We start from the raw sequence: 23,641 nt of genomic DNA, 5'->3' as shown, positions 1-23,641 counted from the left end.
GGAGCGATGCCAGAGATGCATACCACGAGCACCGCCTTCAACCTCATCCCGGTTCTGCCTGAACTGTTTATGGCCTGTGCCGCCATGGCTTTGCTGATGTTCGGCGTCTTTCAGAAAGACACATCCGTTGATCGGCCCAAGACCGTTGATCTGATATCCCACCTGGCCGTGGTGGTCTGTCTGCTGGCCGGGTTGCTGGTCTGGGTCTATGGCAGCCATGGGGACTTGGCCATGCATGGCCTGTTCATCGGTGACCTGTTTGCCGCGTTCCTCAAAACCCTGATCTTGATTGCCACGGCGGTAACGGTGATCGTCTCGCGGGGATATCTGAAGGCCCAGAATATCGAGCGCTTCGAGTTTCCGGTTCTGGTGCTTTTGGCCGCCCTGGGCATGATGATGATGGTCTCGGCGTCGGACATGATGTCTTTGTACATGGGTCTGGAACTGCAAAGTCTGGCTCTGTATATCCTGGCCGCATTCAGCCGTGACAATCTGCGCTCCACGGAAGCGGGACTGAAGTACTTCGTCTTGGGGGCTTTGGCTTCCGGCCTGTTGCTTTACGGTATTTCGCTTGTTTACGGCTTCACCGGCACCACCAGCTTTGCCGGGTTGGCCCATGCCTTCGGTCATGCCGGAGACCATGGACCCGCCACCGGCGCGGTGATTGGTCTGGTGTTCATCCTGTCCGGCCTGGCTTTCAAGATCTCCGCCGTGCCGTTCCACATGTGGACGCCTGACGTCTACGAGGGAGCGCCGACACCGGTCACCGCTTTCTTCGCCGTAGCTCCCAAAGTGGCGGCGCTGGGTCTGATCCTGCGGGTCATGACCGGGCCGTTCGGTGAGTTGGTGGCTCAGTGGCAGCAGATCGTGGTGTTCGTCGCCATTGCTTCCATGCTGCTTGGCGCCTTTGCCGCCATCGGACAACGCAATATCAAGCGGCTGATGGCTTATAGCTCCATCGGGCACATGGGCTATGCCCTGGTCGGTTTGGCCGCCGGGACCCAGGCGGGGGTCAAAGGCGTGCTGGTCTATATGGCTATCTACCTGTTCATGAATGCCGGCGCCTTTACCGCCATTCTTTGCATGCGCCGCAACGAGCGCATGGTGGAGAGCATTGATGATCTGGCGGGGCTCGGCAAGCGGCAGCCGATGATGGCTTTGGCCATCGCTTTGTTCATGTTTTCCTTGGCGGGCATTCCGCCCCTGGCCGGGTTCTTTGGCAAGTTCTATGTGTTCATGGCGGCCATTGATGCTCAGCTCTATGGCCTTGCCGTGATCGGCGTGCTGGCCAGCGTGGTGGGGGCCTTCTATTACGTACGGATCGTCAAGATCATGTACTTTGACGAACCGGCGGAATCCTTCGACAGGCCCATCGGTGTGGAAATGGGCGCTGTCATGGCCGTATCCGGCTTCGTGGTGCTGTTCTTCATCCTCTACCCGGCGCCGCTCCTGGGAAGCGCGGCGCAAGCGGCGGCTGTTCTATTCGGGTCCTGACCCATCAGCCCTCTTTTTCCCCCGGCGTTCCACCCGGTATTCCTGGATCGGGTGGATAGTACCAACGAAGAAGCCCGGCGCCGGGCCGAGACCGGAGCACCGCATTTCACCGTCATCCAGGCCCGGGATCAGACCGCCGGTCGGGGGCGCCGGGGCCGCGCGTGGGTTTCGGCTCCGGGCAATCTCCATGCTTCGGTGGTTTTGCGACCCGACTGTTCGGCGGGTGAGGCGGCTCAACTCAGCTTCGTGTTGGCCCTGGCCATTGCCGATGCCTTGTTTCAGCTCAGCGGCGGGGCGGCCAATGCCACCTGCAAATGGCCCAACGACCTCATGGTCGATGGTAAGAAGATCTGCGGCATCCTTTTGGAAAGTGCTAGCACCAGCGGTGGCGTCATTGATTGGCTGGTGGCCGGATTCGGCATCAATATCGTCATGGCGCCGGGCCAGACGGAATACCCGGTGACCAGCCTCGCGGACCAAGGCGTCACGGGCGTGACGGTGGATGAGGCTCTGGCGGCGGTATGTGGCTCGTTGGAGAAGCGGTTCGCGGCCTGGCAACAGACAGGATTTGTCGCGATACGCTCCGATTGGCTGGGGCGGGCCCATGGGCTGGGGGAACCGATTACGGTGCGGTTGGCTCACGATTCCCTGCGTGGTCGCTTCGTTGATATGGACGACACCGGCGCATTGGTGCTGGACACCGGCATGGTGCGGCGCCATATAAGCGCCGGGGATGTGTTCTTTGACTAGCTTATTCATCAAACGGAAACCGACCCATGCTGCTTGCCATTGATTCCGGCAATACCAATACCGTCTTTGCCATCTATGACGATGATCATGTGGAACGGGGTGAATGGCGCTGCGCCACCGATGCCGATCGTACCGCCGATGAATACGGGGTATGGCTGACCCAGTTGATGGCCTTGAAGAATCTGGATCCGAAAGAAATCGATGCGGCGGTCATTGGATCCGTGGTGCCCGCCAACCTGTTCAATCTTTGCAGCTTGTGTCGAAACTATTTCAATAGCCAGGCCATGGTGATCGGCGACGCGAACGTGGATCTGGGCATCAAGGTGCTGGTGGATCGCCCGGAAGAAGTGGGCGCCGATCGGCTGATTAACGCCGTCGCTGCCTTTGACGCCCATGCGGAGCCACAGATCATCATCGATTTCGGTACCGCCACGACCTTTGATGTGGTGGACGGACAGGGCAGTTATCTCGGCGGTGTCATCGCGCCGGGAATCAATCTGTCCCTGGAAGCCTTGCACATGGCGGCGGCGCAATTGCCCCGGGTGGCTATTAGCCGTCCGGGTCAGGTCATCGGCAAGGGCACGGTGGAAGCCATGAAATCCGGGATATTCTGGGGCTATGTGAGCATGATCGAAGGCATGGTGGATCGCATTCGAGGCGAGTTCGGGGCACCCATGCGAGTGATCGCCACCGGCGGCTTGGCCGATCTGTTTACCGAGGCTACCGACTGTATCGACGGCGTCGACGCCGACCTGACCATGCGCGGCTTACTCATTTTGCACGCGCGCAATAACAAGACCTCATAAGGAGACTCACGTGGGCGACGGTGTGTACTGGCTGCCATTGGGCGGCGCTGGCGAAATCGGCATGAATGTCTATCTCTATGGCCTGGGCCCGGAAGAGGACCCGGAATGGCTGATGGTTGATTGCGGCATTACCTTTGGCAACGGCACCGTGCCCGGCGTGGATGTGATCCTGCCGGAAATCGCCTGGATCGAGGAGCGAAGGCACCGGCTGGTCGGCCTGGTGCTGACCCATGCCCACGAGGACCATTTGGGCGCCGTGCATCACCTTTGGAAGCGGCTGCAATGCCCGGTCTATGCAACACCTTTCGCCGCATCGGTCTTAAAGACCAAACTGTCCGAAGCGGGGCTGAAGAACAAGGTGCCGCTGACCGAAATCCCGTTGTCGGGCGCCTTCGAGGTTGGGCCGTTCAAGCTGCAATATGTCACCATGACCCATTCCATCCCCGAGCCTAACCTGCTGATGATCGATACGCCCCATGGCCGCATTGCCCATAGCGGTGATTTCAAGTTCGACCCCAACCCGGTGATTGGTGAACCGGCGGATGAGAAAACCCTGAAGTCCTTCGGGGATATGGGCGTGACCGCTTTGGTGGCGGATTCCACCAATGTGCTGACCGAAGGCGATGGGGAATCCGAAGCGGACTTGCTTAAGGACCTGACCCGCATCATTGGCGAGGCCGAAGGGCAGGTGGCCGTTACCTGTTTCGCCACCAATGTGGCCCGGTTGCGCACCATTTGTGCCGCCGCCGAGGCGACGGGGCGCGATGTCTGCCTGGTGGGCCGATCCCTGCACAAGATGTCCGGCATTGCCCGCAGCCACGGCCTGTTGGACGGTGTGCCTGGTTTCATCGGCGAAAAGGAAGCCGGTTACATCCCCGAGGACAAGCTGCTCTACATCTGCACCGGTTGTCAGGGGGAGCCGCGCGGTGCTTTATCGCGCATCTCCAACGATGCGCATCGAGATGTGAAGCTGAAGCGCGGCGCACTGGTGATTTTCTCTTCCCGGATCATTCCCGGCAATGAGCTGTCGGTGCAGCGCATCCAAAATGCCTTGGTGCGCCACGGCATGAAGGTGCTGACCTGGCGCGATGCCCATGTGCATGTGTCCGGTCATCCGGCCCGGGGAGAGCTGAAAAAGCTATACGACCTGCTGCGTCCGGATATTTTGGTGCCCATGCATGGGGAGTCCATCCATCTCCGCGAACAGGCCCAATGGGCGCTGGATTGTGGTGTTCCGGAATCCCTGGTGGCGGAAAACGGCAACATGGTGCGTCTGGCCCCTAACGGCCCGGCCATCGTCGACGAGGTGCCGGTGGGCCGATGGGGATTGGATGGCCAGCGGGCCATAGCCTTCGACGGCGATGTCATCAAAGGCCGCAACCGGGTGATCTTCAACGGCTCGGCCCTGGTCACCGTGGTGCTGGATGCCAAGGGCCATTTGGCCGCCGAGCCCCAGGTGTCGGTGCAGGGCCTGATCGAGGCCGGTGAGCGTGATTTGTTAGAAGAAGCCTGTGCCGCTGCCGCCGGAGCCGTCAACGAGGTGCCGCGCTCTTGCCTGAAAAACGACGACGAGGTCGGCGACGCGGTGAAGGTGGCGGTGCGACGGGTGTTCCGCAACGCCATCGGCAAGAAACCGACCATGCAGGTGCACCTGGTGCGGATTTAGCGCTGTATTACCCGAACACCACCTTGGGCAGCCAGGTGGCCAATTGCGGGAAGCTGGCCAAGAGCGCCAGGGCCAATACCTGGATGAGCACGAAGGGCATCACGCCGCGATAGATATGCATGGTGGTGACCTCCGCCGGGGCGACGCCGCGTAGGTAGAACAGGGCGAAGCCGAAGGGTGGGGTGAGGAACGAGGTCTGCAGGTTCATGGCCATCATGACCCCCAGCCATACCGGATTGACGTCCATCATCAGCAGCACCGGGGCGACGATCGGCACCACGACGAAGGTGATCTCGATAAAATCGAGGAAAAAGCCCAACACGAACATCACCAGCATGACCACCAGAATGGCGCCGAACTTTCCGCCGGGAATCTGACTGAGCACTTCGTGTACCAGATCGTCGCCGCCAAGTCCGCGGAAGACCAGGGAAAACACAGACGCGCCGATGAGGATGACGAAAACCATGGAAGAAATCAGCATGGTGCCGCGTCCTACCTCGGCCAGGATTCCCGATTTATAGGTCCGGGACAGGCTGACCACACCGCCCCAGGCCATGAGCAAAAGGCACAGCCCGGCCAGGGCGATTCCCGCCATGTCGCCGAGGGAAATCTCGTTACGCGCCACGCGCAGGTCCATGTTATTGGAAACGATCAGCAGGCCGACCAACCCAAGGGCCGCGGCATGGATCGGCAACCCGCGTGTTTCATCTTGTCGCAACCCGGCCAGGAATAACGAACCCACGGCGCCCACCGACGCGGCCTCGGTGGGCGTCGCGATGCCTGCGAGAATAGAGCCCAACACGGCAATGATCAGCACCACCGGAGGGATCAATGCATGGGCAATGCGCCAGCCGAGGCCATCCACCGCCAATTCTTCCTTAGGGATGGCCGGCGAGGTGGCCGGGCGCAGCCAGGCGGTAAAGGCTTGATAGGTGATGTACATGCCGACCAAAGCCAGGCCGGGCAGCAAAGCGCCGGCGAACAGGTCGCCCACCGAGACCGGCTCCGGTGACCAATTGCCGATGGCCCGCTGGGCATCCACATAGGCGTTGGAGATCTGATCACCGAGCAGCACCAGAACGATGGACGGCGGGATGATTTGTCCCAGGGTTCCCGAGGCGCAAATGGAGCCGCAGGCCAAGGCCGGGTCGTAGCCGCGCCGCAGCATGGTCGGCAGCGACAAAAGGCCCATGGTAACCACCGTTGCTCCGACGATACCGGTGGAGGCGGCCAACAGGGCGCCAACGATGGATACCGAGATCCCCAGTCCGCCGCGCAGGGAGCCAAACAGCATGCCCATGGCATCAAGCAGTTCCTCGGCTACCTTGGAGCGTTCGAGCATGACCCCCATGAAGACGAACAGAGGCACGGCGATCAGCACCTCGTTGGTCATGGAATTGCCGAAAATGCGTGAGGGAAGGGCGCCGAACAATGAAAAATCGAAGACCCCGAACAACCAGCCAATCCCGGCAAAGATCAGACCGGTTCCGGCCAAGGTAAAAGCGACAGGGAACCCGGCCAAAAGAAAGCCGCAGACCGTGACAAACATCAAAACATCAAGGATTTCCCGGGTTTCCATGGGCTCAGGAATCCTCTTTGGTGTAGGGGTTGTCGGCGGGCGGGGACCCGGTAAGGAAGGTCAGGGCATGCAGGGCGATGGCCAATCCTTGCAGGGCGACCACACTGCAAAACACCACGATGATGGTCTTAAGAAGGAACACCGCCTGAATGCCACTGGTTTCCTTGGATCCCTCCAAAACCGACCAGGACTGGGATACATAGGGCAGGCTGTAAACGGCGATCAGAATGCAGACCGGGATGAGGAAAAACAGGTTGCCCAACAGGTCGACCCAGGCCTTGGTGCGGGGCTTGGCCTCGCGATAAAACACGTCCACCCGCACATGACCGTTGTGATACAGGGTGTATCCGGCACCGACCAAAAAAAGCAACGAATGTAGATAGACCACGGATTCCTGCATCATGATCGAGCCGACCCCGAACACGTAGCGCATCACCACCACGGTGAACTGCACCAACACCATGGCCACGGCGAGCCAGCCGGTGATCCGCCCGACGGTTTCGTTGAATCGGTCGATGGCGGTCGCCAAACCCGAAAGTGCCTGCAAAGTAAGTCCCCTTGTCCGCTCGATGGCTAAAGATTAGGGCATTTCGAGGATTTGAAAAAGCCCGTACCGGCGGGGGTACGGGCTTTTCCGATTTCGTGCGCGGTCCGCCGGTCAGCCGTACTTAAAGCGAAGCAGACGGGCATTCCAATAGGCCTGATCGGAAATCTTGGACCAGGCAATGGATTTGGTCCGGGCGGCGATGAAGCTGTCATAGACCTTCTTGGTCATGGCGTCTCCAGCGGCGGCTTCCTTCACCACCTCGCCCGAGGCCTTGCCGATGGCGGCCATGACTTCGTCGGAGAACTTGCGCAGCACCACGTTGTGTTTGTTGATCAAGGTGTCCAACGAGTTTCCGTTGCGGGCGTTGAATTCGGCCAGCAGATGGCTGTTTTCCGCCGCGAAGGCATTGGTGATGATGGACTGCTGTGTCTTCGACAGGCTGTTCCATACATCCAGGTTGACGCCCGAAGACAAGGTGGTGCCCGGCTCATGGAAGCCCGGATAGTAGTAGTATTTGGTTACCTTGTAGAAGCCGAAGGCCAGGTCGTTCCAGGGGCCGACCCACTCGGTGGCATCGATGGCGCCCGATTGCAGGGACGGGAAGATTTCACCGCCTGGCAGGGATACGGCCGCCGCGCCGATCTTGCGCAGCACTTCGCCGCCCAGGCCCGGCATGCGGATTTTCAAGCCCTTGTAATCTTCCAGGCCATTAATTTCCTTGTTGAACCAGCCGCCCATCTGCACGCCGGTATTGCCGGCCATGAAGGGCTTGATTTTGAACCCGGCGGAGAGCTCGTCCCATAGTTCCTGACCGCCGCCATAGTAGACCCAGGCATTCTGTTCCGTTGCGGTGAGCCCAAAGGGCACGGCAGCGAAGAAGTTGAAGGCCTTGGACTTGCCTTGCCAATAATACTCGGCGCCATGGTACATGTCGGCGGTGCCGTTGGAGACCGCGTCGAAGGATTCGAAGGCAGGGACCAGTTCCCCAGCGGCGAACAGTTTCACTTCCAACTGACCGTCGCTCATTTCGGTGATGCGGTCGGCGGCGCGTTGGGCGCCGGTGCCGAGGCCTGGGAAATTCTTCGGCCAAGTAGTGACCATTTTCAATTGGCGCTTGCCCTGGGCGATGGCCGGTTTGGGCAGGCTTGAGGCAGCGACACCGGCAATCCCCGCGGCGGCACCGGTTATAAATGCACGACGTTTCATGGATATTTCTCCCAGCAACTGGATATGCGAATCCCTCTCGGGGGCGAACCTAGGCTTGTTCAGGTGGTTTTTTTCCCAACGCTTTCAAGCTTATGTCAAAGAGGGTACCCAAAGGGGCGGGGAGTCGCAACCGAAAGAGTGGGCGAATTTCGCTAGATTAGCCCGGTTTCCTCAATGGGCTGCCAGCCTTCCGCGGTCAGGGCTTCCAGGGGGCGGAAGTTGGTTTTGTAAGCCATCTTTCGGGTTTCCGCGATCCAATAGCCCAAGTAGACATATGGCAGCCCGGCCCGGCGCGCCTGATCCACCAACCACAGAACCATATATGTGCCCAGGCTGCGGCGGCTTTCGTCGTCTTCGAAGAAGCTGTAGACGGCCGAAAACCCATCAGCCATGCGGTCGGTAAGGCAGGCTGCGGCCAATCGGTCGTCATCGGGGTGACGGAACTCGGCAACAAAGGTATCGATGGGGCTGTCCTCGACCATCATTTTGTAGTCCCGGAAGGTCATGGACGCCATGTCCCCGTCTCCGTGGCGCAGGTTCTGATAGTCTTCGAACAGGGTGAACTGTTCCAATGTCCCTCGCGCCCGGAGGGTCTCTTCGATCAAGTCGCTGTTCATGCGGATCAACCGCCTTTGGGTTCGCGACGGCGTGAAGTCGGCTGTGACGATCCGCACCGCCACACAGGCCTGACAGGTGGGGCAAATGGGCGCATAGGCAATATTGTGGCTGCGCCGGAATCCGGCCCGGGACAGGGCGTCGTGCATGATCACCGACCGCCGTCCGACCAACTCGGTCACCAACCGCCGTTCCATCCGCCCAGGCAGATAGGGGCAGGGCAGAGGTGCCGTGGTGTAAAAGAATTCCGGACGATGATAAACGTTCTGTTTCATGCTGTTACTAGAATAGACTCATCCATTGCCAGATGACCAGCCCTTCCGGGTCAGGAGCTTTCCGGCGCCTGATAGGTCACGGCGGCCATGTCGATCTTGTTGATAACCACCGACCCCGACAGATAGTCATGCAGGCAACGTCGCCGGTCGTTGAAGAGCCCCACCGCCAGCACCAGCAGGCTGGTCACGCTGATGGAACCATAGAACAACAGGGTCTGAAGCAGGGCCTGAACATAGTCTGGACGATCGCCGTTCCATCTGCGCACCTCGATATCCATGGCTCGCATGCCCAGGGTGGCCGAGCGCTCTCCGCCAATCAGCAAGGTGTGATAGGCCAAAGGGATAAGGATAAACACGGCAAATAGCGGCGACAGGAAGCCGAAGGTGCCGATGGTGGCGAATAGCGAGATAATCCACCACAGGACGCTGAGCCCGGCGATGGCCACGGCATCAATCAAAAAAGCCAACGACCGCTTCATCAAGATCCCGTCATAGAAATCCGGATACTTGAGGGGATCGGGGGCCTCTTCGGTCCAGGCGCTATCGGCGCCTTGTAGCGAGGGCAGGGTGGTGGTCATGGTGGATCCTGTCAATTTATTGTCCTTCTATGGATATAACACGCTTCATGCCGATATCCATGGGTGACACGAGTGGAATTGATGGTTCCCTCTCTTGACGCCACACGGGTGATATCGCACTGTGCCGCCGGTCAGACAGAAGGATGGACACACGATGGATCCACGCACGTTCCGCAACGCCCTCGGGCATTTTGCCACCGGCATCACGGTGGTGACCGCAAAGACTTCCGATGGCGAGCCGGTGGGCGTGACCGTCAACGCCTTTTCCTCGGTATCTTTGGATCCGCCTTTGGTGCTGGTCTGCCTGGGGACCAACACCGCCGATATCGAGGCTTTTACCTCCCCGGACAGCCCTTTTAACATCAATGTGTTGCGCGACGACCAGGCGGAAATATCCACCCTGTTCGCCAAGCGTGATCGGGAGAAATTCGATACCACTCCTTGGAGCGAGGCTTCCAACGGTGTGCCGCGCATCGATGGCTGTCTGGCACACCTGGAATGTCGGCTGGCTTCGGTCCAGGACGGCGGAGATCATTTGATCCTGATTGGTCGGGTGGAAGAAACCGCCTACGACAGTGCTGGGCAGCCTTTGCTCTACTTCCGCGGTGCCTACGAAAAACTGGCCTGAGCTATTCCTCAACCGCATGGTGAGGCGGCAGAACCATGGCCGCCGCCACCGCATCCACCGAAGTATTGGCCAATTGGCGCGCCGGGCAGCCTGCGGCTTGCAGGGCGTCCATCAAGATCTTGGTGTGATCGGGGCCTCGAGTCTCCACGACCACATCCAACTCTGTCGCTTTTACTGGCACATCGTGGAACAGTCGTTGGTGCAGGATCTCAATGATGTTGCCCCCGGAATTGCCGATGGCTTTGGCCACCTCGGCCAATTGGCCCGGTCGGTCGGGGATGGAAATCCTCAAGCGCACCAGGCGTCCGGATCGGGCCAATCCACGCATCAAGATCGAGGCCAATAGCCGGGAATCAATATTGCCGCCGGAGACGATCAGTCCACAGCATTGCCCCTGAAATTGGTCTCGGTACTTGATCAGCGCCGCCAGGGGCGCGGCCCCGGCTCCTTCAGCCACAGTTTTCTCCACTTCCAGCAACAATTGAACGGCGCTTTCCATTTCCGCCTCGTCCACCACCAGGAAATCGTCCACCCATTGCTCGGCGATGGCCCGGGTCCGTTCACCGGGAGTCTTGACCGCGATGCCTTCGGCGATGGTGGCGCCGCCTTCTGCCGGTGCGCTGCCTTGGACCGCCGCTTTCATGGAGGGAAAGAATGACGCCTCGACGCCGATGATTCGGATGTCGGGCTTGATGGCCTTGGCCGCCACCGCGACTCCGGCCAGCAGGCCGCCCCCGCCCACCGGCACGAGAATGGCGTCCAGATCCGGTTGATCTTGCAGCATTTCCAAGGCGATGGTGCCTTGGCCAGCCATCACCGCTTCATCGTCAAAGGGATGGACAAATACGAAATTCTCCCGTTCCGCCAGCATCTCCGCATGCCGGGTGGTCTCGCCCAGGGTGTCTCCATGCAAGACCACCCGGGCGCCCAGCATTTCGGTCTGAGCCACTTTGACGAAAGGGGTGTCCTTGGGCATGACGATGGTTGCGGGGATACCCATCAGCTTGGCATGGCGCGCCACCCCCTGAGCATGATTGCCGGCCGACATGGCGATCACGCCGCGTGCCCTTTGCTCGTCGCTGAGGCTGGATAATTTGACCAGAGCGCCACGCTCCTTGAACGACGCCGTATATTGGAGGTTCTCCAGTTTCAAAAAAACATTGGCGCCGCTGATATCAGACAACAATTGGGAATCCACCAACGGTGTGCGGACCACCTTGCCGGTGAGAGTGCGCTGGGCTGTCTTGATACGGTCTAGGTCGAGGCTCACGAGGTTTATTCCCGGGTTTGTTAGGGGGTGGGTCATTCTGTACATCTTCAGCCGCTTGATCTAGACTCGAACGAAATAAATCGTTCCCAATGTAGAATTTGAACGATCCACAACAGGGATAATGGAATATGGATGATCTGGCCAATCGCGATGCCGGTGACTTGGAAGCGTCCCTGCGGCATTTGGAACGCGGCGAGTATCGGCTGGTTCCCGAAGGCATTACACCCTTCGAAAAGGAAATTCACCAACTGTCTTGCATGCTGCATGACCGGGCGCGCCATACCCTGCGCGGATTGATCGAGGTTTCCGTGGAATGCGGAGACTCCATGGTCAGTCTGGCCGAGATGTACCGGGACATGCGCGAGGTGAGCAACCGCTCTCAAGGAATCGCGGCGGCGGCGGAGGAAATGGTCGCCTCCGTGACCGGCATTGCTCAGACCTCCGAAGCGGCGGCACAAGATGCTTATGCCGTGCGCGAGGCCGCTGGTAACGGCATGGACGCTGCACAAAGAGCGGTGGAGACCATGCACAATATCGCCGGAGCCGTGGAGGATGCCGCCAACAAGGTGGACACCCTGGCCAAGGCCTCCGAAGAGATCGGCGATATCGTCCAATCCATCGAGGCCATCGCCAAGCAGACCAATCTTTTGGCTCTGAATGCCACCATCGAGGCGGCTCGGGCCGGGGAGGCGGGCAAGGGCTTTGCCGTGGTCGCGGGCGAGGTCAAAAACCTGGCGAATCAAACCGCCAAGGCCACCGATAATATTCGAAGCCGAATCGGGACGCTGCGGGGGGAGATGGAGGCCATCGTCGGATCCATGCAGCAAGGGGCCCGGGCGGTGCAAGAAGGCGAGGACGTTATTCTCGCCACCGGCGACGAGATGCAGGTGATCAGCGACCAGGTCGATGGCGTCAACGCCAAAATGCATGATATCGCATCGATCCTCAATCAGCAGCGTCAGGCCTCCAGCGAGGTCTCAAGCGGCATCAATCTGATTGCCGATATGACCAATCGCAATACCATGGAGATCACCAAGCTGGTGGGACATCTGGATTCCACCAACGATATGCTCTGTGGGCAGGTATCGGCTTTTGCCGTCCAGGATATCGACTACAAAGTGGTGGATCTGGCCAAATCGGACCATGTGGCCTTTAAGCGTCGGATCATGGATGCCCTGATCGGTCGGATCGCGTTGGGTCCGGATGACCTGGACGACCACCATCATTGCCGCCTGGGCAAATGGTACGACGAAGTCACGGATCCGGCCATTGCCCGGGACCCGGCCTTTTTGGATCTGGCCGTTCCCCATGAGCAGGTGCATTCGGTAGGCCGGGAAACCCTGCAAAGACTGGCGCAAGGAGATCTGGACGGAGCCCTGGAGTCGGCCCATCAGATGTTGCAGGCCTCGGCGCAGGTACTGGGTCTGCTGGATCAATTGGGTGACAATCTGGACCGAAAGGGGGAACTTTCATGAATGAAATCGTGGTCGCGTCCCGGGGGCGGAATGTTCAGGTTGTTCAAGCCGAATCCAGTGAGTTCGTAACGTTTTATATTGGCGATCAGATGTTCGGTGTCCCGGTGTTGCGCGTGCAGGATATTTTGCAGCCCGAACAGATTGCCCGCATTCCCTTGGCGCCGCCCGAAGTGGCCGGGTCGATCAACCTACGGGGCCGCATCGTCACCGTGATCGATGTTCGTGCCCGACTTGGATTGCCGCCAATGGCCACGGACGATGATGAGCCGCCGATGGCTTTAACCGTCGAAAACGGGCCTGATTTATACAGTTTGCTGATTGATCGGGTCGGGGATGTGATCAGCCTGCCCATCAGCGATTTCGAGCAAACCCCGACGAACATGGACCATATCTGGCGGTCCTATTCCGACGGCGTCTATCGCCTCAAAGGCAATCTTATGGTCGTTCTGGACGTGGATTCTTTCCTCGACATCGGCCCCGGCGCCAATCCTTTCGGGGCTTAACCTCTGAGCAAAACGTTCAGGATCGGCGGCATGATCAGTTCCAAAGCCAAGCCGAACTCACCACCCGGGATGACCAGCGTGTTGCGCCGGGACATTTTGGCGTTGGGGATCTTGTCCACCAGATAGGGAAAGTCCACGGGCACCTTGGGGTCCTTCGGGTCACGGAAGCGGATCACGAACAGACACTCCGAATCGGTGGGGATATCCCGGGCGACCAGTGGATTGGAGGTATCGACCACGGCTACTTTCTGGAAATTGATGTGGCTATGGTGGAACTGCGGGATCACATAGCGCACGTAGTCGCCCATGCGCCCAAGGATGGCGTTCATCACTTCGTCCTGGGAATAGCCGCGCTGGTTCACGTCCCGCAACAGCTTCTGAGTCCATTCCAAATTGACCACCGGCACCACGCCGATGCGCAAATCCACCAGGGATTCAATGTCCACATCATTGGTTTTCACCGCGCCATGCAGGCCTTCGTACAGCATGAAGTCGGTATTGGTCGGGATGTCCTTGCAGGGTGTGAATTGTCCGGGACCGACCGTGCCATCGCCATAGGCGTCGGCTTCTTCTTGCGTATGCAGGTAGCGCCGGTGACGCCCCGTTCCGCTGTCCCCGTACTTTTTGAAGAATTGCTTTTGTTCTTCCCACAGATTGGCATCGGGCCCGAAGTGGGTCAGCAGGGGCTCACCCGCGCGGACGGCCTTATCCTGGGCGACCTTCATTTCCGCGCGGTTATACTTGTGGAAGCTTTCGCCATCCACATAGGCGGGATTCAAACCTTGCCGGTCGCAGACCTTGCGAACGGCGTCTCGGACGACACTGCGTCCGGAACCGGAAGCGCCGGTCACGGCAATAATCGGATGGGCTTTGGACATGGTTTCCCCCTGGAATTCCCCTGCGTTGGCCGCCGTTTTCGGCTGACCGGATTCTCGTGTCGTGGCGGCCCTGATTGCCAGGACGGCGCCGACAGTATATTAGAAACAGAAAATATTGCGAGAGGGAACGGATTCGGGCAAACCGTGATCCGTTTTTCAGGGGAGTTGACCGCACAGCGGTGGGCTCGATCCAGATAAGTAGACCACGGAGGAAAAATTCATGAGCGTTAAGATCGCGCCCAGCATCCTGTCCGCCGACTTCTCCCGTCTTGGAGAAGAGGTGAAAGCCATCGACGACGGTGGCTGCGACTATATCCATATCGATGTCATGGACGGGCACTTTGTCCCCAATCTGACTTTCGGCCCGCCGATCATCAAATGCATCCGGCCTTGGACCAAACTGCCGTTTGATGTGCACCTGATGATCAATCCGGCTCAGCCGTTCTTGCAGGACTATGCCGATGCCGGTGCCGATATCATCACCGTTCATGCCGAGGCCGATCCCCATATTGATCGCAGCCTGCAGTTCATCCGGTCGCTGGGCAAGAAGGCTGGTCTGTCGCTCAACCCGGCGACCCCGGAATCGATCCTGGAGTACGTGATCGACAAGGTTGATCTTATCTTGGTGATGTCCGTGAACCCCGGTTTCGGCGGTCAGAGCTTTATCGATTCGCAACTGGAAAAAATCGCCCGCATCCGCAAGATGATCGGCGATCGACCCATCGAGTTGGAAGTGGATGGCGGCGTCAGTCCGGCCACCGCCAAGGCCGTGGTGGATGCCGGTGCCGACGTACTGGTCGCTGGTTCCGCCGTCTACAAGGGCGAAGGCATGGAAGCCTACAAGGCCAATATGGACGCCATTCGCGCTTCGTTTGCGGGCTAATGCCAAATGCCGGACTCCCTCTATGGAGCATGGACGGAGTCCGGCGTTTATGCGGCGGGGCTAATGTTCGGTGGCGTGGTGTGTAAAATTAGGGCAATATAATCGTCATATAGAGAGCTCAGCTCCGACCAGGGGAAACATAGGGGGAACGGGAAATGGCCGAGGCTAAAAAGCCCGGGGAGGAATTCCCAACCGAATCCGATCATGATACCAGTGATTTGACTGATGCAGAGCGCGGTGAAGATGTTCAATCGCGATCGGCCATCGGTGAAGTCCTTTACTATTTCAAGGAAGGTGTGGTTGTTCTGTTCAGCCTGATCTTTGCCTTGACCAAGGGACTATTCCAAATACCCATCCTTATTGTCGGCATGCATTTGGACGCCGTTCGGGCTTTGCGTCCGGCCGCCGCCGGAGAGGCGCCTGTTTCGAAAGTTGCCAAACGTGCCGCGCGCCTGCAACAGGCCAAGTCCCTGGCGGTCTTCTGGGAAAAACGCTGGTTCATCATCGCCATGGGCGTTGGTGTTGTGCTCTTGTCCATTCCAACGCCAGAGGGGCTGACCTCGGCGGGCATGGCGGTGCTGACCATGTCGGTGGTGGCGACGATCTTATTTGTCACCGAGCCAGTTCCCCTGCCCACGGTGGCATTGCTGATCGTGGTAGCGCAGGTTTTGCTGTTGGGGCTGGATTCATCGGATGTGGCGCGCAGCCTGATGAAAGATTCGGTGCTGTTTATCATGGGCTCGCTGATGCTGGCCGTGGCCGTGGTGAAACAGAAGCTCGACAAGCGCATCGCCTTTTTCATCGTCAAGATGACCGGCACCAAGACAGCGCGGATCGCTTTTGGGATCACCGTTGTTTCCGGTCTGCTGGCGTCCTTCATTGGTGAGCACACCGTTGCCGCCATGATGTTGCCGGTGGGAATCACTCTGATCACCCTGACCTCTGATGATCCGAAAAAGGTTCGCAATCTGGCGGCGGTGCTGTTGTTTTCCATTTCCTATGGGTGCTCGGTGGCGGGTATCGGTACCCCTTCGGGCGGCGCGCGTAACGCCATCATGATCGGCTATTGGAAAGACTTTTTCTATGATCCGACCAACCCGGAGACCTTCAAGTTCCTCATCGACTACGTGAAGTGGATGACGTTCGCCTATCCGATGTTCCTGCTACAAATTCCGTTTGTGACCATCATTTTGCTGTTCACCTTTAAGCCGGAATATAAGGACCTGTCCCGCGCCGTCGTGAAGCTGCGCGCGCAGATCGAAGAGCAGGGACCGATGAAGGGCGCGGATTATGTGTCGATCTTCCTGTTCGTCTTGATCCTGCTGGGCTGGATATTGGTGTCTGGTCAGATAGGCATGGGAACCGTTGCGGTCCTTGGCGCGGCTATGTTCCTGGTCGCCGGGCTGGTGAAGTGGGAAGACGTTAACTCCGGGGTCAACTGGGGCGTTGTCTTGCTCTATGCGGCGGCGATCTCGCTCGGTGTGCAAATGAAGGATACCGGGGCGGCCAAGTGGGTGGCTGAGAGCTTCCTGGCCATGCTGGAACCCATTGGGGCCAGCGAAGGCTATGGTCTATGGGCCGCGGTGTCCGTGCTGACCACCGGCGTCACCAATACAATGTCCAACGGTGCCGCCGTGGCGGTTCTGGGGCCCATCGTGTTGAACTTGGCCACGGCGGCCAATGAAAGCCCGATCATCATCGGCTTTATCACCGCCGTCTCATCGGCCTTTGCCTATCTGACCGTGGTTGGAACCCCGGCCTGCACCATTGTCTATGCGTCGGGATATCTGAAAACCACGGATTTCCTCAATGTCGGTTGGAAGATGGCCGTCATGTCGACCATTGTTATGTTGGTGGCGGCGGCCATTTATTGGCCAATGCTTGGCGTATAACGAAAAAACGAGGGATGAGGTCATGCTGGAACTAGAGAAAATCGACAATAGCCGATTTAGAATCCTGGTCTGTATCGATGGCTCCGACGAATCCTATCGCGGACTACGTTATGCAGCCAAACTGGGAGGCGGTGTTGATGCCGATATCTGCCTGGTCTATGTGCGGGCGGTGGATCAGGGGCTCCGCTCCGGTGGTCTGCAGGTCAGTGTCGCCCGCGAGAACATGCTCGATTGGGGGCTCGAACTGCCGGGAATCAAGTATTTGAAGACCGGGCTGGAGATGCTGGCCGAATTGGGTGTCATGGGCGATGGATGGAGCAGCGAGTCCTTCCACACGGATGTTGCGGGGGATCCATTGGGCGACAACAAGATCGTCTACCGCAACGAGGACGGCAAGCAGATCATCCTCAAGCTCAAGACCGCCGCCAATATTGCTACGGGCATCCTTGAACAATGGGAGATCGGTCAGTATGACCTGATCATCCTCGGTGCCTCGGAGCGCTGGAGGGGCGGGCGTCTGGCCAGCTTCTGGGACCCGGAAGTTGCGGAACATGTGGCGACCAAGGCACCTTGTTCGGTGCTGGTGGCCCGAGAGTTGACCGAAGGCAATGGTCATCTGATATGTACCGATGGTTCGGAAGTGTCACTGGATGCGGTACGTCAGGACGCAATACTGGCCAGCCGCTGCGAGTGCCCCATCTCTCTAATGTCGGTGGCCCTTGAGGCGTCCGGCGAGGCGGACGCCGAAATCGCGGTGGAAAAAGCCAAGACGATCTTGGAAGAGATGAAGGTCAATGTCGAGGAGACCATCGTCAAGGTCGGTGATCCGGTTGACCAAATCGTCGAGACCGGCCCGGACTACTCGCTGATCGTGGTATCGGAGAGCGAGAAATCGGGCTTGCAGCGACTGATCAAGGGCTCCGTGGCCTACAAGATCATGCAAAAGGCATTCAATTCGGTGCTGGTGGTTCGCTAAATATTTAAAGCCCATCGCGTTCAATCGAATTCGATTGAACGCGATGTGATTTAAGCAAAGACGGATACCACAAAAAACAAAACGCCCTTTCGACTATCTCGAAGGGGCGTTTCGTTGTGCGCTGAATGAATCAGGCGCAGTTTTCAGGATCGCAGGAAGTATTCTTGCCGAACAGGCCATACAGAGTCTCGATCACTGCCTTGGGAGCCGGGCCTGCCAGTGAATAATAGATCGATTGGGCTTCGCGCCGGGTTTTCACAAGATCATTCTGGCGCAGCACCGCCAAATGCTGCGAAAGCGCGGACTGGCTAAGGCCGATGACGTCTTCGAGCTGGCTAACGGTGCGTTCGCCATGGACCAGTTGACAGAGAATGAGCAGGCGGCGTTCATTGCTCATGGCCTTGAGGAGGCCGCTTGCCAGCCGGGCGTTGGTTTCCAGATCCGCGAGTACGACAGCCAATTCGATTACCCCCTGTGGCGCGGAAAAAATCCGCGTGTATCTATACGGTTCCGCTCCCCCAAGCTCCGTATATTCGAGGCCTATTATATTAGAGGTCGCTGAATTTTCAATTCATGAATTGCACAAAAATGACTCTGGTCAAGAGAGGGGGTATTTGGTCACCTCTATGAACACCCCCTTCCAGGGGGGCAGAGGTCACATTTTTGGTACAGGATAGCCCAACAAAGCCTGTATCGGGGCATGATCATCCGACAGGATCGTGACATTGGGGGATTCGGTCCTCGCATGGAGATCCGCCCGCGGCCATGAGGTCCAGCCGACGATTTCAACAGGCGGTGGGGGCAGCACCGAATTGGCGGCACGGATGACATAGTCCCGTCGATCATGATCATCTTCATGCCGCCAAACGTCGACCCGGGGAAATGTGACCTGGAGGGTTTTGACCAAGTGGACAAGGAGTCTCGGATCGGCCGCATGGTCATTGACCGGCAGGAGATAGACCCCATCGGGATCAAGGCGCTTGACCAGGGCATCATTGAATTCCCGCGTCAGCTGGTGCGGCAACAGGTTTGGCGCGCCGATTACCAGTTCGATCCCCCCCACGGCCGGGAGGCTTTGCACCAACAGTCGCCCATCGCGGTGGTCCAATTGGATGGTGGGAGATTCCCGAAAGCCAAAATGTAATTCAGCCATCCGCGAAACCGACGGTGTTGGGTCCGAAACAAGAAACACCCCCGCCGGACTTCGTCCAAAGTGCTTTTTTGCCCAGGCGCGGGGCAGGGGGGACGCGCCTCCGTCCAGTATCAGGCTGCGCGGTGGGCGGTCCATGCCGATCTGCTGACCAACCATCGCATTGATAAAGCGATCCCTGTTGTCATACAGGAGGCTCAAGTCCTTTGGATTGACGGCGCCCTTGGCCGCGCCATTGAGTTTCACCGTCCGAAAATCGCCGGCGTTGCGAGAGGGGATGCCGACGCCCAGGCATCCGTCTCGATGTTCCAGATCGCAACCCGTCGGCCAAGCCCAGGCCGCGGGAAGCTGGGAAACACCGCCCAAGAGGGCCACCAGCAGGACCGCGCGAAGGGAATCGCCCAAAGCCAGGAAGAGAGCGAGAACAGCAAACAGACCCACTAGACTGCTCAGGGTGGCGGAAATCCCAAGGTGGGCCTTGAACAGAAATTCGGCCAACAAGAGGCCGACGGGTATGCCCGCCGTGGCGGCCCCAAGGGCGCGGCCCAGCCAGGGTAACCTTTGATCCGGCAAACCCGTCAGGGTTAACCCGATCAGTAATGACATGACCCAGCCGATCACCAGAAAAGGGGGGAGAAAAAGCCACAGGGCGACCCATCCGGCAACATAAATGAGAGGATTCTCAAGCGCGATTGCCGGGATTGCCACCCATCCCTCGATGATTGGTTCCAGCAAGGCCCAAAAAGCCAACAAGGCCAATCCCCAGGCGGCAAAGCGTCGGGCCTTTACCGGGTTATCGGATGTCCCGGTCTGCCGGGCTCCCTTCCATAGCCCCAGGCTCAGACCGGCAAAACTGGAGGATAAAATGACCGTCCATAAGGTAGGTGGCAGACCATATTGCGGCGCCAGCATGCGCCCCGAAAAGGCGATCAACACCGTGGCGCCCGTGGCGACCAGCATCAAGGCGAGGCAATAGAGGATACGCAGGCCCATGAAGGTTCCTCAAAATCCCGTGACTTCACCGCTATTTGAGCGGCGAAAAGCTTACAGTCCAAGGCACATGGTGTAGGATGCAGCCAGAGAACACAACCGATCCTGCTGGGATCGAAGGACAACAGGGAGAGGCAAGATGTTGAAATTCATCTCGGGCGGGTTGCTGATGGTCATGATCCTGCTCGGTGGTGCGTCGGCCATGGCCCGCATGGAAACCGAATTGGCCGATCCGCCACCCTCCATGGACGAGCCGCGCAAAGTGCTGTTGGGGCTCAATACCAAGGATCCTGGAGAGGTCAATAATCTGCTTTATAACGCCGTGAACGTGCAGAAGTTCTATGGCATGGACAATGTGGAGATCGTCATTGTCGCTTGGGGGGCCGGGGTCCGGGCCTTGTTGACCGAAAGCTCGCCGGTGGCCGAGCGGGTTTCCAGTCTCCAGCAATACGGCATTGAATTTCTGGCCTGTGGCAATACCTTGGATACCATCCATAAGACCCAGGAGGATTTGTTGGAGGGTGTGGAAGTCGTGCAGGCGGGAATTCCCGAAGTGATCGAGCGGCGGCTGCGCGGCTGGGTCGATATTATTCCTTGAGATCAAGGCTTGAAAATTCCAATGTTTAGAACGATGTCCGATGGACACGCATACGGGAGGTGTAACGCAACATGAAGAAACTAGTTCTTTTCGGTATTTTGGTTGTCGGCCTGCTGGCCGGAGCCACCGGCCTGACCCAGGCCAAGGAAGAAGCCCTGCTGCCCATGGCCCCCATGGGGGATGACGGCCTTTATAAACAGCCCTGGTTCGGCGAGACCTTTCTCGATCTGCGCGAAGACCTGGCCGAGGCCGCTGCCGAAGGCAAGATGTTGGCCTTACTCTGGGAACAAAAGGGTTGCCCCTATTGCAAGGAAACCCACAAAGTCAATTTCCGCCACGCGGACATGGTCGACTATCTGAAAGAGAATTTCCTGGTTTTGCAGTTGAACATGTGGGGCGACCGGGAAATGACCGATTTCGACGGCGAAACCTTGAGCGAAAAGGAATTCGCACAGAAATATGGCGTCCTCTTCACACCGACCATTCAGTTCTTCCCCGCGGACATGGCGGAGATTGAAGGCAAAAAGGGAATGGCGGCCGAGGCCTTCCGGTTGCCGGGCTACTTCCGCAATTTCCATCTGAAAGCGGCCTTTAAGTTCGTCAAGACCGGACGCTACAAGAATCAGAATTTCCAGCGCTACATCATGGAGCAATCGGCGGAGTCCGGCGGTTTGGCCGAGTAGGGTAATCACCCCATACGAGATCCAATGAGCGGGGCCCCATTTGGGCCCCGTTGTCGTTGACAGGCCCGCCTCGGCGGTCAAAGCTAACAATGTGATCTATCAAAGGGATTCTGATGAGCAAGCGATCCATTCTTATCGGCGGCGGCGGCCATGGCGTTAGTCTGGCCGAAGCGGTGATCCGTCAGGGATATGAACTGGAAGGCGTGTTGGACCAGGGTATGTTGCCGGGGACTGAAATTCTGCCTGGTCTGCACGTTCTTGCCGACGATGAGCTGTTGGTGGATTTGCGCCGGGAAGGGATCGTCCATGCTTTCATTGGTCTCGGCGGTGCCACCAATAATGAGGGGCGTCGTATGCTCTATGAAAAGGCCTTTGAAGCGGGATACAACTTGCCGCCCGTCATTCATCCCGCGGCCTCCGTTGGCCCCGGGTGCGAACTCAGTCCGGCGGTACAGATCTTGGCGGGAGCCTCGGTGGGGCCGCGATGCCGCGTAGGGGTCAACGCCATCATCAATCAAGGCGCCGTGGTCTGCCATGGCGCGGTCATCGGCGATCACGCCCATGTGGCACCCGGGAGCACCCTGGGCGGCGATGTGCGGGTCGGCGAATGCAGCACCATCGGCTTAGGGGCGACGGTGTTATTCGGGGTCACTATCGGCGCGAATGTCTTGGTCCATGCCGGGGCGAGGGTTCTCACCGACATCCCCGATGGGGCGACGGTGAGAGCTTGATAGGGCTGCTGAAAAAGCCCGATTTCGAGCCTGTGGCGACACATGCTTCGACAAGCTCAGCATGAGAGCCATTGAACTTTCAACATGTTAGCCTCACCCTGAGCTTGTCGAAGGGCGAGGCGGACCGTAGGACAACACTATTTCAGCAGTCTGTTAGACCTTGTCCAATGCCTGGGTCAGGTCGCCAATGATATCGTCAATATGCTCGATACCAATGGACAGCCGCACATACCCTGCGGAGACGCCAGTGGCCTCTTTTTCATCATCGGTGAGCTGTGAGTGAGTGGTGCTGGCCGGATGGATGGCCAAGCTCCGGGCATCGCCGATATTGGCCACGTGGTAGAACATTTCCAATCCATCGATGAACTGACGACCGGCGTCCATGCCCCCCTCCAGTTCAAAGCCCAGCAGGCCACCGAGCCCCCCCTTTAGGTAGGTATCGGCCCGACGGCGCATTTCGCCCTCTTGCAGACTGGGATAAATCACCTTGGTGACCTTCGGATGACCACTCAAGAAGTCGGCCACGGCCTGAGCGTTTTGGCAATGGGCGCGCATGCGCAGCGGCAGGGTTTCCAGGCCTTGAATGAACTGGAATCCGTTGAACGGGCTCATGGCGGCGCCGATATCGCGCAGCAAGACCACCCGGGCACGGATGGCGAAGGCGATCGGCCCCAAAGGCTTGACCGCCTCGGTCCAGACGGCACCGTGGTAGCTGGGATCGGGGTGATTGAGCGTGGGGAGGCGGTCGCCGCTGGACTCCCAGTCGAAATGGCCGCCATCAATGATCATGCCGCCGATGGACGTGCCATGGCCGCCAATGTACTTGGTGGTCGAATAGATGACCACCGCAGCGCCATGGTCCAATGGGCGGCAGATGATCGGAGACGCCGTGTTATCAACCAGCAACGGAATGCCGAATTCCTTACCGATATCAGCCACTTCCTGAATCGGAAAGACCTGAAGTTTCGGATTGGGTAGGGTCTCGGCGAAAAAGCAGCGGGTGCGGTCATCCACGGCCTTGCGGAAGTTTTCCGGATCGGTGGGGTCCACGAACCGGCATTCGATCCCCATGGAGGAAAGGGTATTGGCAAACAGATTCCAAGTTCCGCCGTACAGATCCGTGGAACTGACGAAATTGTCGCCAGATTCACACAAATTGAGAATGCTCAAGGTGGCCGCCGATTGTCCGGAGGCCGTCGCCAACCCGGCAACGCCGCCTTCCAACGCGGCAAGCCGCATCTCCAGGGCATCGTTTGTGGGGTTCATGATGCGGGTGTAAATATTGCCCAATTCCTTCAGCGCGAACAGGTTGGCCGCATGCTCCGCATCCCGGAATTGATAGGACGTGGTCTGATATATAGGTACCGCGACCGCCCCGGTATCCGGGTCATGGCGATAGCCGCCGTGCAGCACGATGGTTTCCGGGTTCTTCGAGTCTCGCGACATCCTACGGATCTCCCCTGTTCTT

Annotated in this window: 23 protein-coding genes; 13 read left to right on the top strand and 10 right to left on the bottom strand. The window is 58.6% G+C overall.

Annotated elements, in window-relative coordinates; genetic code table 11:
* The first annotated feature begins 15 nt into the window (after positions 1-15).
* Genes nuoN through MGMAQ_RS09420 form a run of 4 tightly spaced genes read left to right on the top strand, consistent with a single transcriptional unit; the run spans position 16 to position 4,716 of the window.
* Positions 16-1,494, top strand: coding sequence for an NADH-quinone oxidoreductase subunit NuoN (nuoN, locus tag MGMAQ_RS09435; RefSeq protein WP_046021347.1), 1,479 nt, complete (start codon positions 16-18; stop codon positions 1,492-1,494).
* A gap of 51 nt (positions 1,495-1,545) precedes the next feature.
* Complete coding sequence (locus tag MGMAQ_RS09430) at positions 1,546-2,244, top strand: biotin--[acetyl-CoA-carboxylase] ligase (RefSeq protein WP_052716280.1); 699 nt, start codon at positions 1,546-1,548, stop codon at positions 2,242-2,244.
* 26 nt (positions 2,245-2,270) lie between these two features.
* Positions 2,271-3,050 (top strand): type III pantothenate kinase, encoded by a 780-nt coding sequence (locus MGMAQ_RS09425; protein ID WP_046021345.1) that lies wholly within the window; start codon positions 2,271-2,273, stop codon positions 3,048-3,050.
* Between the two features lie 10 nt (positions 3,051-3,060).
* On the top strand, positions 3,061-4,716 hold the full coding sequence (locus MGMAQ_RS09420) for a ribonuclease J (protein ID WP_162484823.1): 1,656 nt from the start codon (positions 3,061-3,063) through the stop codon (positions 4,714-4,716).
* A gap of 7 nt (positions 4,717-4,723) precedes the next feature.
* On the opposite strand, the gene MGMAQ_RS09415 is transcribed toward MGMAQ_RS09420, so the two are convergent.
* The 5 genes from MGMAQ_RS09415 to MGMAQ_RS09395 form a co-directional block, all read right to left on the bottom strand.
* On the bottom strand, positions 4,724-6,295 hold the full coding sequence (locus MGMAQ_RS09415; protein ID WP_046021344.1) for a TRAP transporter large permease subunit: 1,572 nt from the start codon (positions 6,293-6,295) through the stop codon (positions 4,724-4,726).
* A 4-nt stretch (positions 6,296-6,299) separates the two neighbouring features.
* Complete coding sequence (locus MGMAQ_RS09410; RefSeq protein ID WP_046021343.1) at positions 6,300-6,842, bottom strand: TRAP transporter small permease subunit; 543 nt, start codon at positions 6,840-6,842, stop codon at positions 6,300-6,302.
* A 111-nt stretch (positions 6,843-6,953) separates the two neighbouring features.
* Complete coding sequence (locus MGMAQ_RS09405; RefSeq protein ID WP_046021342.1) at positions 6,954-8,048, bottom strand: TRAP transporter substrate-binding protein; 1,095 nt, start codon at positions 8,046-8,048, stop codon at positions 6,954-6,956.
* Between the two features lie 152 nt (positions 8,049-8,200).
* Entirely contained in the window at positions 8,201-8,938 is a 738-nt protein-coding gene (locus tag MGMAQ_RS09400; protein ID WP_046021341.1) for an arginyltransferase, read from the bottom strand.
* Between the two features lie 50 nt (positions 8,939-8,988).
* On the bottom strand, positions 8,989-9,516 hold the full coding sequence (locus MGMAQ_RS09395) for an RDD family protein (protein ID WP_046021340.1): 528 nt from the start codon (positions 9,514-9,516) through the stop codon (positions 8,989-8,991).
* A gap of 154 nt (positions 9,517-9,670) precedes the next feature.
* Here MGMAQ_RS09395 and MGMAQ_RS09390 point away from each other — a divergent pair, with 154 nt between their 5' ends.
* Positions 9,671-10,144, top strand: coding sequence for a flavin reductase family protein (locus MGMAQ_RS09390; protein ID WP_046021339.1), 474 nt, complete (start codon positions 9,671-9,673; stop codon positions 10,142-10,144).
* A gap of 1 nt (position 10,145) precedes the next feature.
* On the opposite strand, the gene MGMAQ_RS09385 is transcribed toward MGMAQ_RS09390, so the two are convergent.
* Positions 10,146-11,414 (bottom strand): threonine ammonia-lyase, encoded by a 1,269-nt coding sequence (locus MGMAQ_RS09385; protein ID WP_065814689.1) that lies wholly within the window; start codon positions 11,412-11,414, stop codon positions 10,146-10,148.
* A 128-nt stretch (positions 11,415-11,542) separates the two neighbouring features.
* On the opposite strand from MGMAQ_RS09385, the gene MGMAQ_RS09380 reads away from it, so the two are divergent.
* Together MGMAQ_RS09380 and MGMAQ_RS09375 are read left to right on the top strand one after the other, a co-directional pair.
* Positions 11,543-12,889 (top strand): methyl-accepting chemotaxis protein, encoded by a 1,347-nt coding sequence (locus MGMAQ_RS09380; RefSeq protein ID WP_046021337.1) that lies wholly within the window; start codon positions 11,543-11,545, stop codon positions 12,887-12,889.
* Positions 12,886-13,392, top strand: a complete 507-nt coding sequence (locus MGMAQ_RS09375; RefSeq protein ID WP_046021336.1) for a chemotaxis protein CheW — start codon at positions 12,886-12,888, stop codon at positions 13,390-13,392. The genes MGMAQ_RS09380 and MGMAQ_RS09375 overlap by 4 nt, the downstream gene beginning before the upstream one ends.
* On the opposite strand, the gene MGMAQ_RS09370 is transcribed toward MGMAQ_RS09375, so the two are convergent.
* Positions 13,389-14,270 (bottom strand): phosphoribulokinase, encoded by an 882-nt coding sequence (locus tag MGMAQ_RS09370; protein WP_046021335.1) that lies wholly within the window; start codon positions 14,268-14,270, stop codon positions 13,389-13,391. The two genes, MGMAQ_RS09375 and MGMAQ_RS09370, sit on opposite strands and share 4 nt — an antisense overlap.
* A 220-nt stretch (positions 14,271-14,490) precedes the next feature.
* Here MGMAQ_RS09370 and rpe point away from each other — a divergent pair, with 220 nt between their 5' ends.
* The 3 genes from rpe to MGMAQ_RS09355 all read left to right on the top strand — a co-directional run bounded on the left by rpe (position 14,491) and on the right by MGMAQ_RS09355 (position 18,021).
* Positions 14,491-15,153 (top strand): ribulose-phosphate 3-epimerase, encoded by a 663-nt coding sequence (gene rpe / locus MGMAQ_RS09365; RefSeq protein ID WP_046021334.1) that lies wholly within the window; start codon positions 14,491-14,493, stop codon positions 15,151-15,153.
* Positions 15,154-15,308: 155 nt separating this feature from the next.
* A complete protein-coding gene (locus tag MGMAQ_RS09360) occupies positions 15,309-17,045 on the top strand; it encodes a DASS family sodium-coupled anion symporter (RefSeq protein ID WP_198409182.1) in 1,737 nt (578 codons plus the stop codon).
* Between the two features lie 22 nt (positions 17,046-17,067).
* Entirely contained in the window at positions 17,068-18,021 is a 954-nt protein-coding gene (locus tag MGMAQ_RS09355) for a universal stress protein (protein WP_046021333.1), read from the top strand.
* Positions 18,022-18,151: 130 nt separating this feature from the next.
* On the opposite strand, the gene MGMAQ_RS09350 is transcribed toward MGMAQ_RS09355, so the two are convergent.
* Both MGMAQ_RS09350 and MGMAQ_RS09345 read right to left on the bottom strand, forming a co-directional pair.
* A complete protein-coding gene (locus tag MGMAQ_RS09350) occupies positions 18,152-18,481 on the bottom strand; it encodes a helix-turn-helix transcriptional regulator (RefSeq protein WP_046021332.1) in 330 nt (109 codons plus the stop codon).
* A 195-nt stretch (positions 18,482-18,676) separates the two neighbouring features.
* The gene (locus tag MGMAQ_RS09345) at positions 18,677-20,164 is read right to left on the bottom strand and encodes a fused MFS/spermidine synthase (protein ID WP_046021331.1); all 1,488 of its coding nucleotides are present in this window, start codon (positions 20,162-20,164) and stop codon (positions 18,677-18,679) included.
* Positions 20,165-20,300: 136 nt separating this feature from the next.
* Between MGMAQ_RS09345 and MGMAQ_RS09340 the strand changes: the two genes are divergently transcribed.
* The 3 genes from MGMAQ_RS09340 (at position 20,301) to MGMAQ_RS09330 (ending at position 22,173) form a co-directional block, all read left to right on the top strand.
* Positions 20,301-20,759 carry a DsrE family protein gene (locus tag MGMAQ_RS09340; protein ID WP_052716279.1) on the top strand — a complete coding sequence of 153 codons (459 nt, stop codon included), beginning with the start codon at positions 20,301-20,303 and terminating at the stop codon, positions 20,757-20,759.
* Positions 20,760-20,830: 71 nt separating this feature from the next.
* Complete coding sequence (locus tag MGMAQ_RS09335; RefSeq protein ID WP_052716278.1) at positions 20,831-21,442, top strand: thioredoxin family protein; 612 nt, start codon at positions 20,831-20,833, stop codon at positions 21,440-21,442.
* Between the two features lie 113 nt (positions 21,443-21,555).
* On the top strand, positions 21,556-22,173 hold the full coding sequence (locus tag MGMAQ_RS09330) for a NeuD/PglB/VioB family sugar acetyltransferase (RefSeq protein ID WP_046021330.1): 618 nt from the start codon (positions 21,556-21,558) through the stop codon (positions 22,171-22,173).
* A 153-nt stretch (positions 22,174-22,326) separates the two neighbouring features.
* Here the strand turns inward: MGMAQ_RS09330 and MGMAQ_RS09325 are convergent, their stop codons facing one another.
* Positions 22,327-23,619, bottom strand: a complete 1,293-nt coding sequence (locus MGMAQ_RS09325) for an O-acetylhomoserine aminocarboxypropyltransferase/cysteine synthase family protein (RefSeq protein ID WP_046021329.1) — start codon at positions 23,617-23,619, stop codon at positions 22,327-22,329.
* Positions 23,620-23,641: the final 22 nt, after the last annotated feature.

The organism is Magnetospira sp. QH-2, assembly GCF_000968135.1.
Lineage (GTDB): Bacteria > Pseudomonadota > Alphaproteobacteria > Rhodospirillales > Magnetospiraceae > Magnetospira.
The sequence above is the reverse complement of the archived record's forward strand: the minus strand, read 5'-3'. Positions and strand labels throughout refer to the sequence as shown.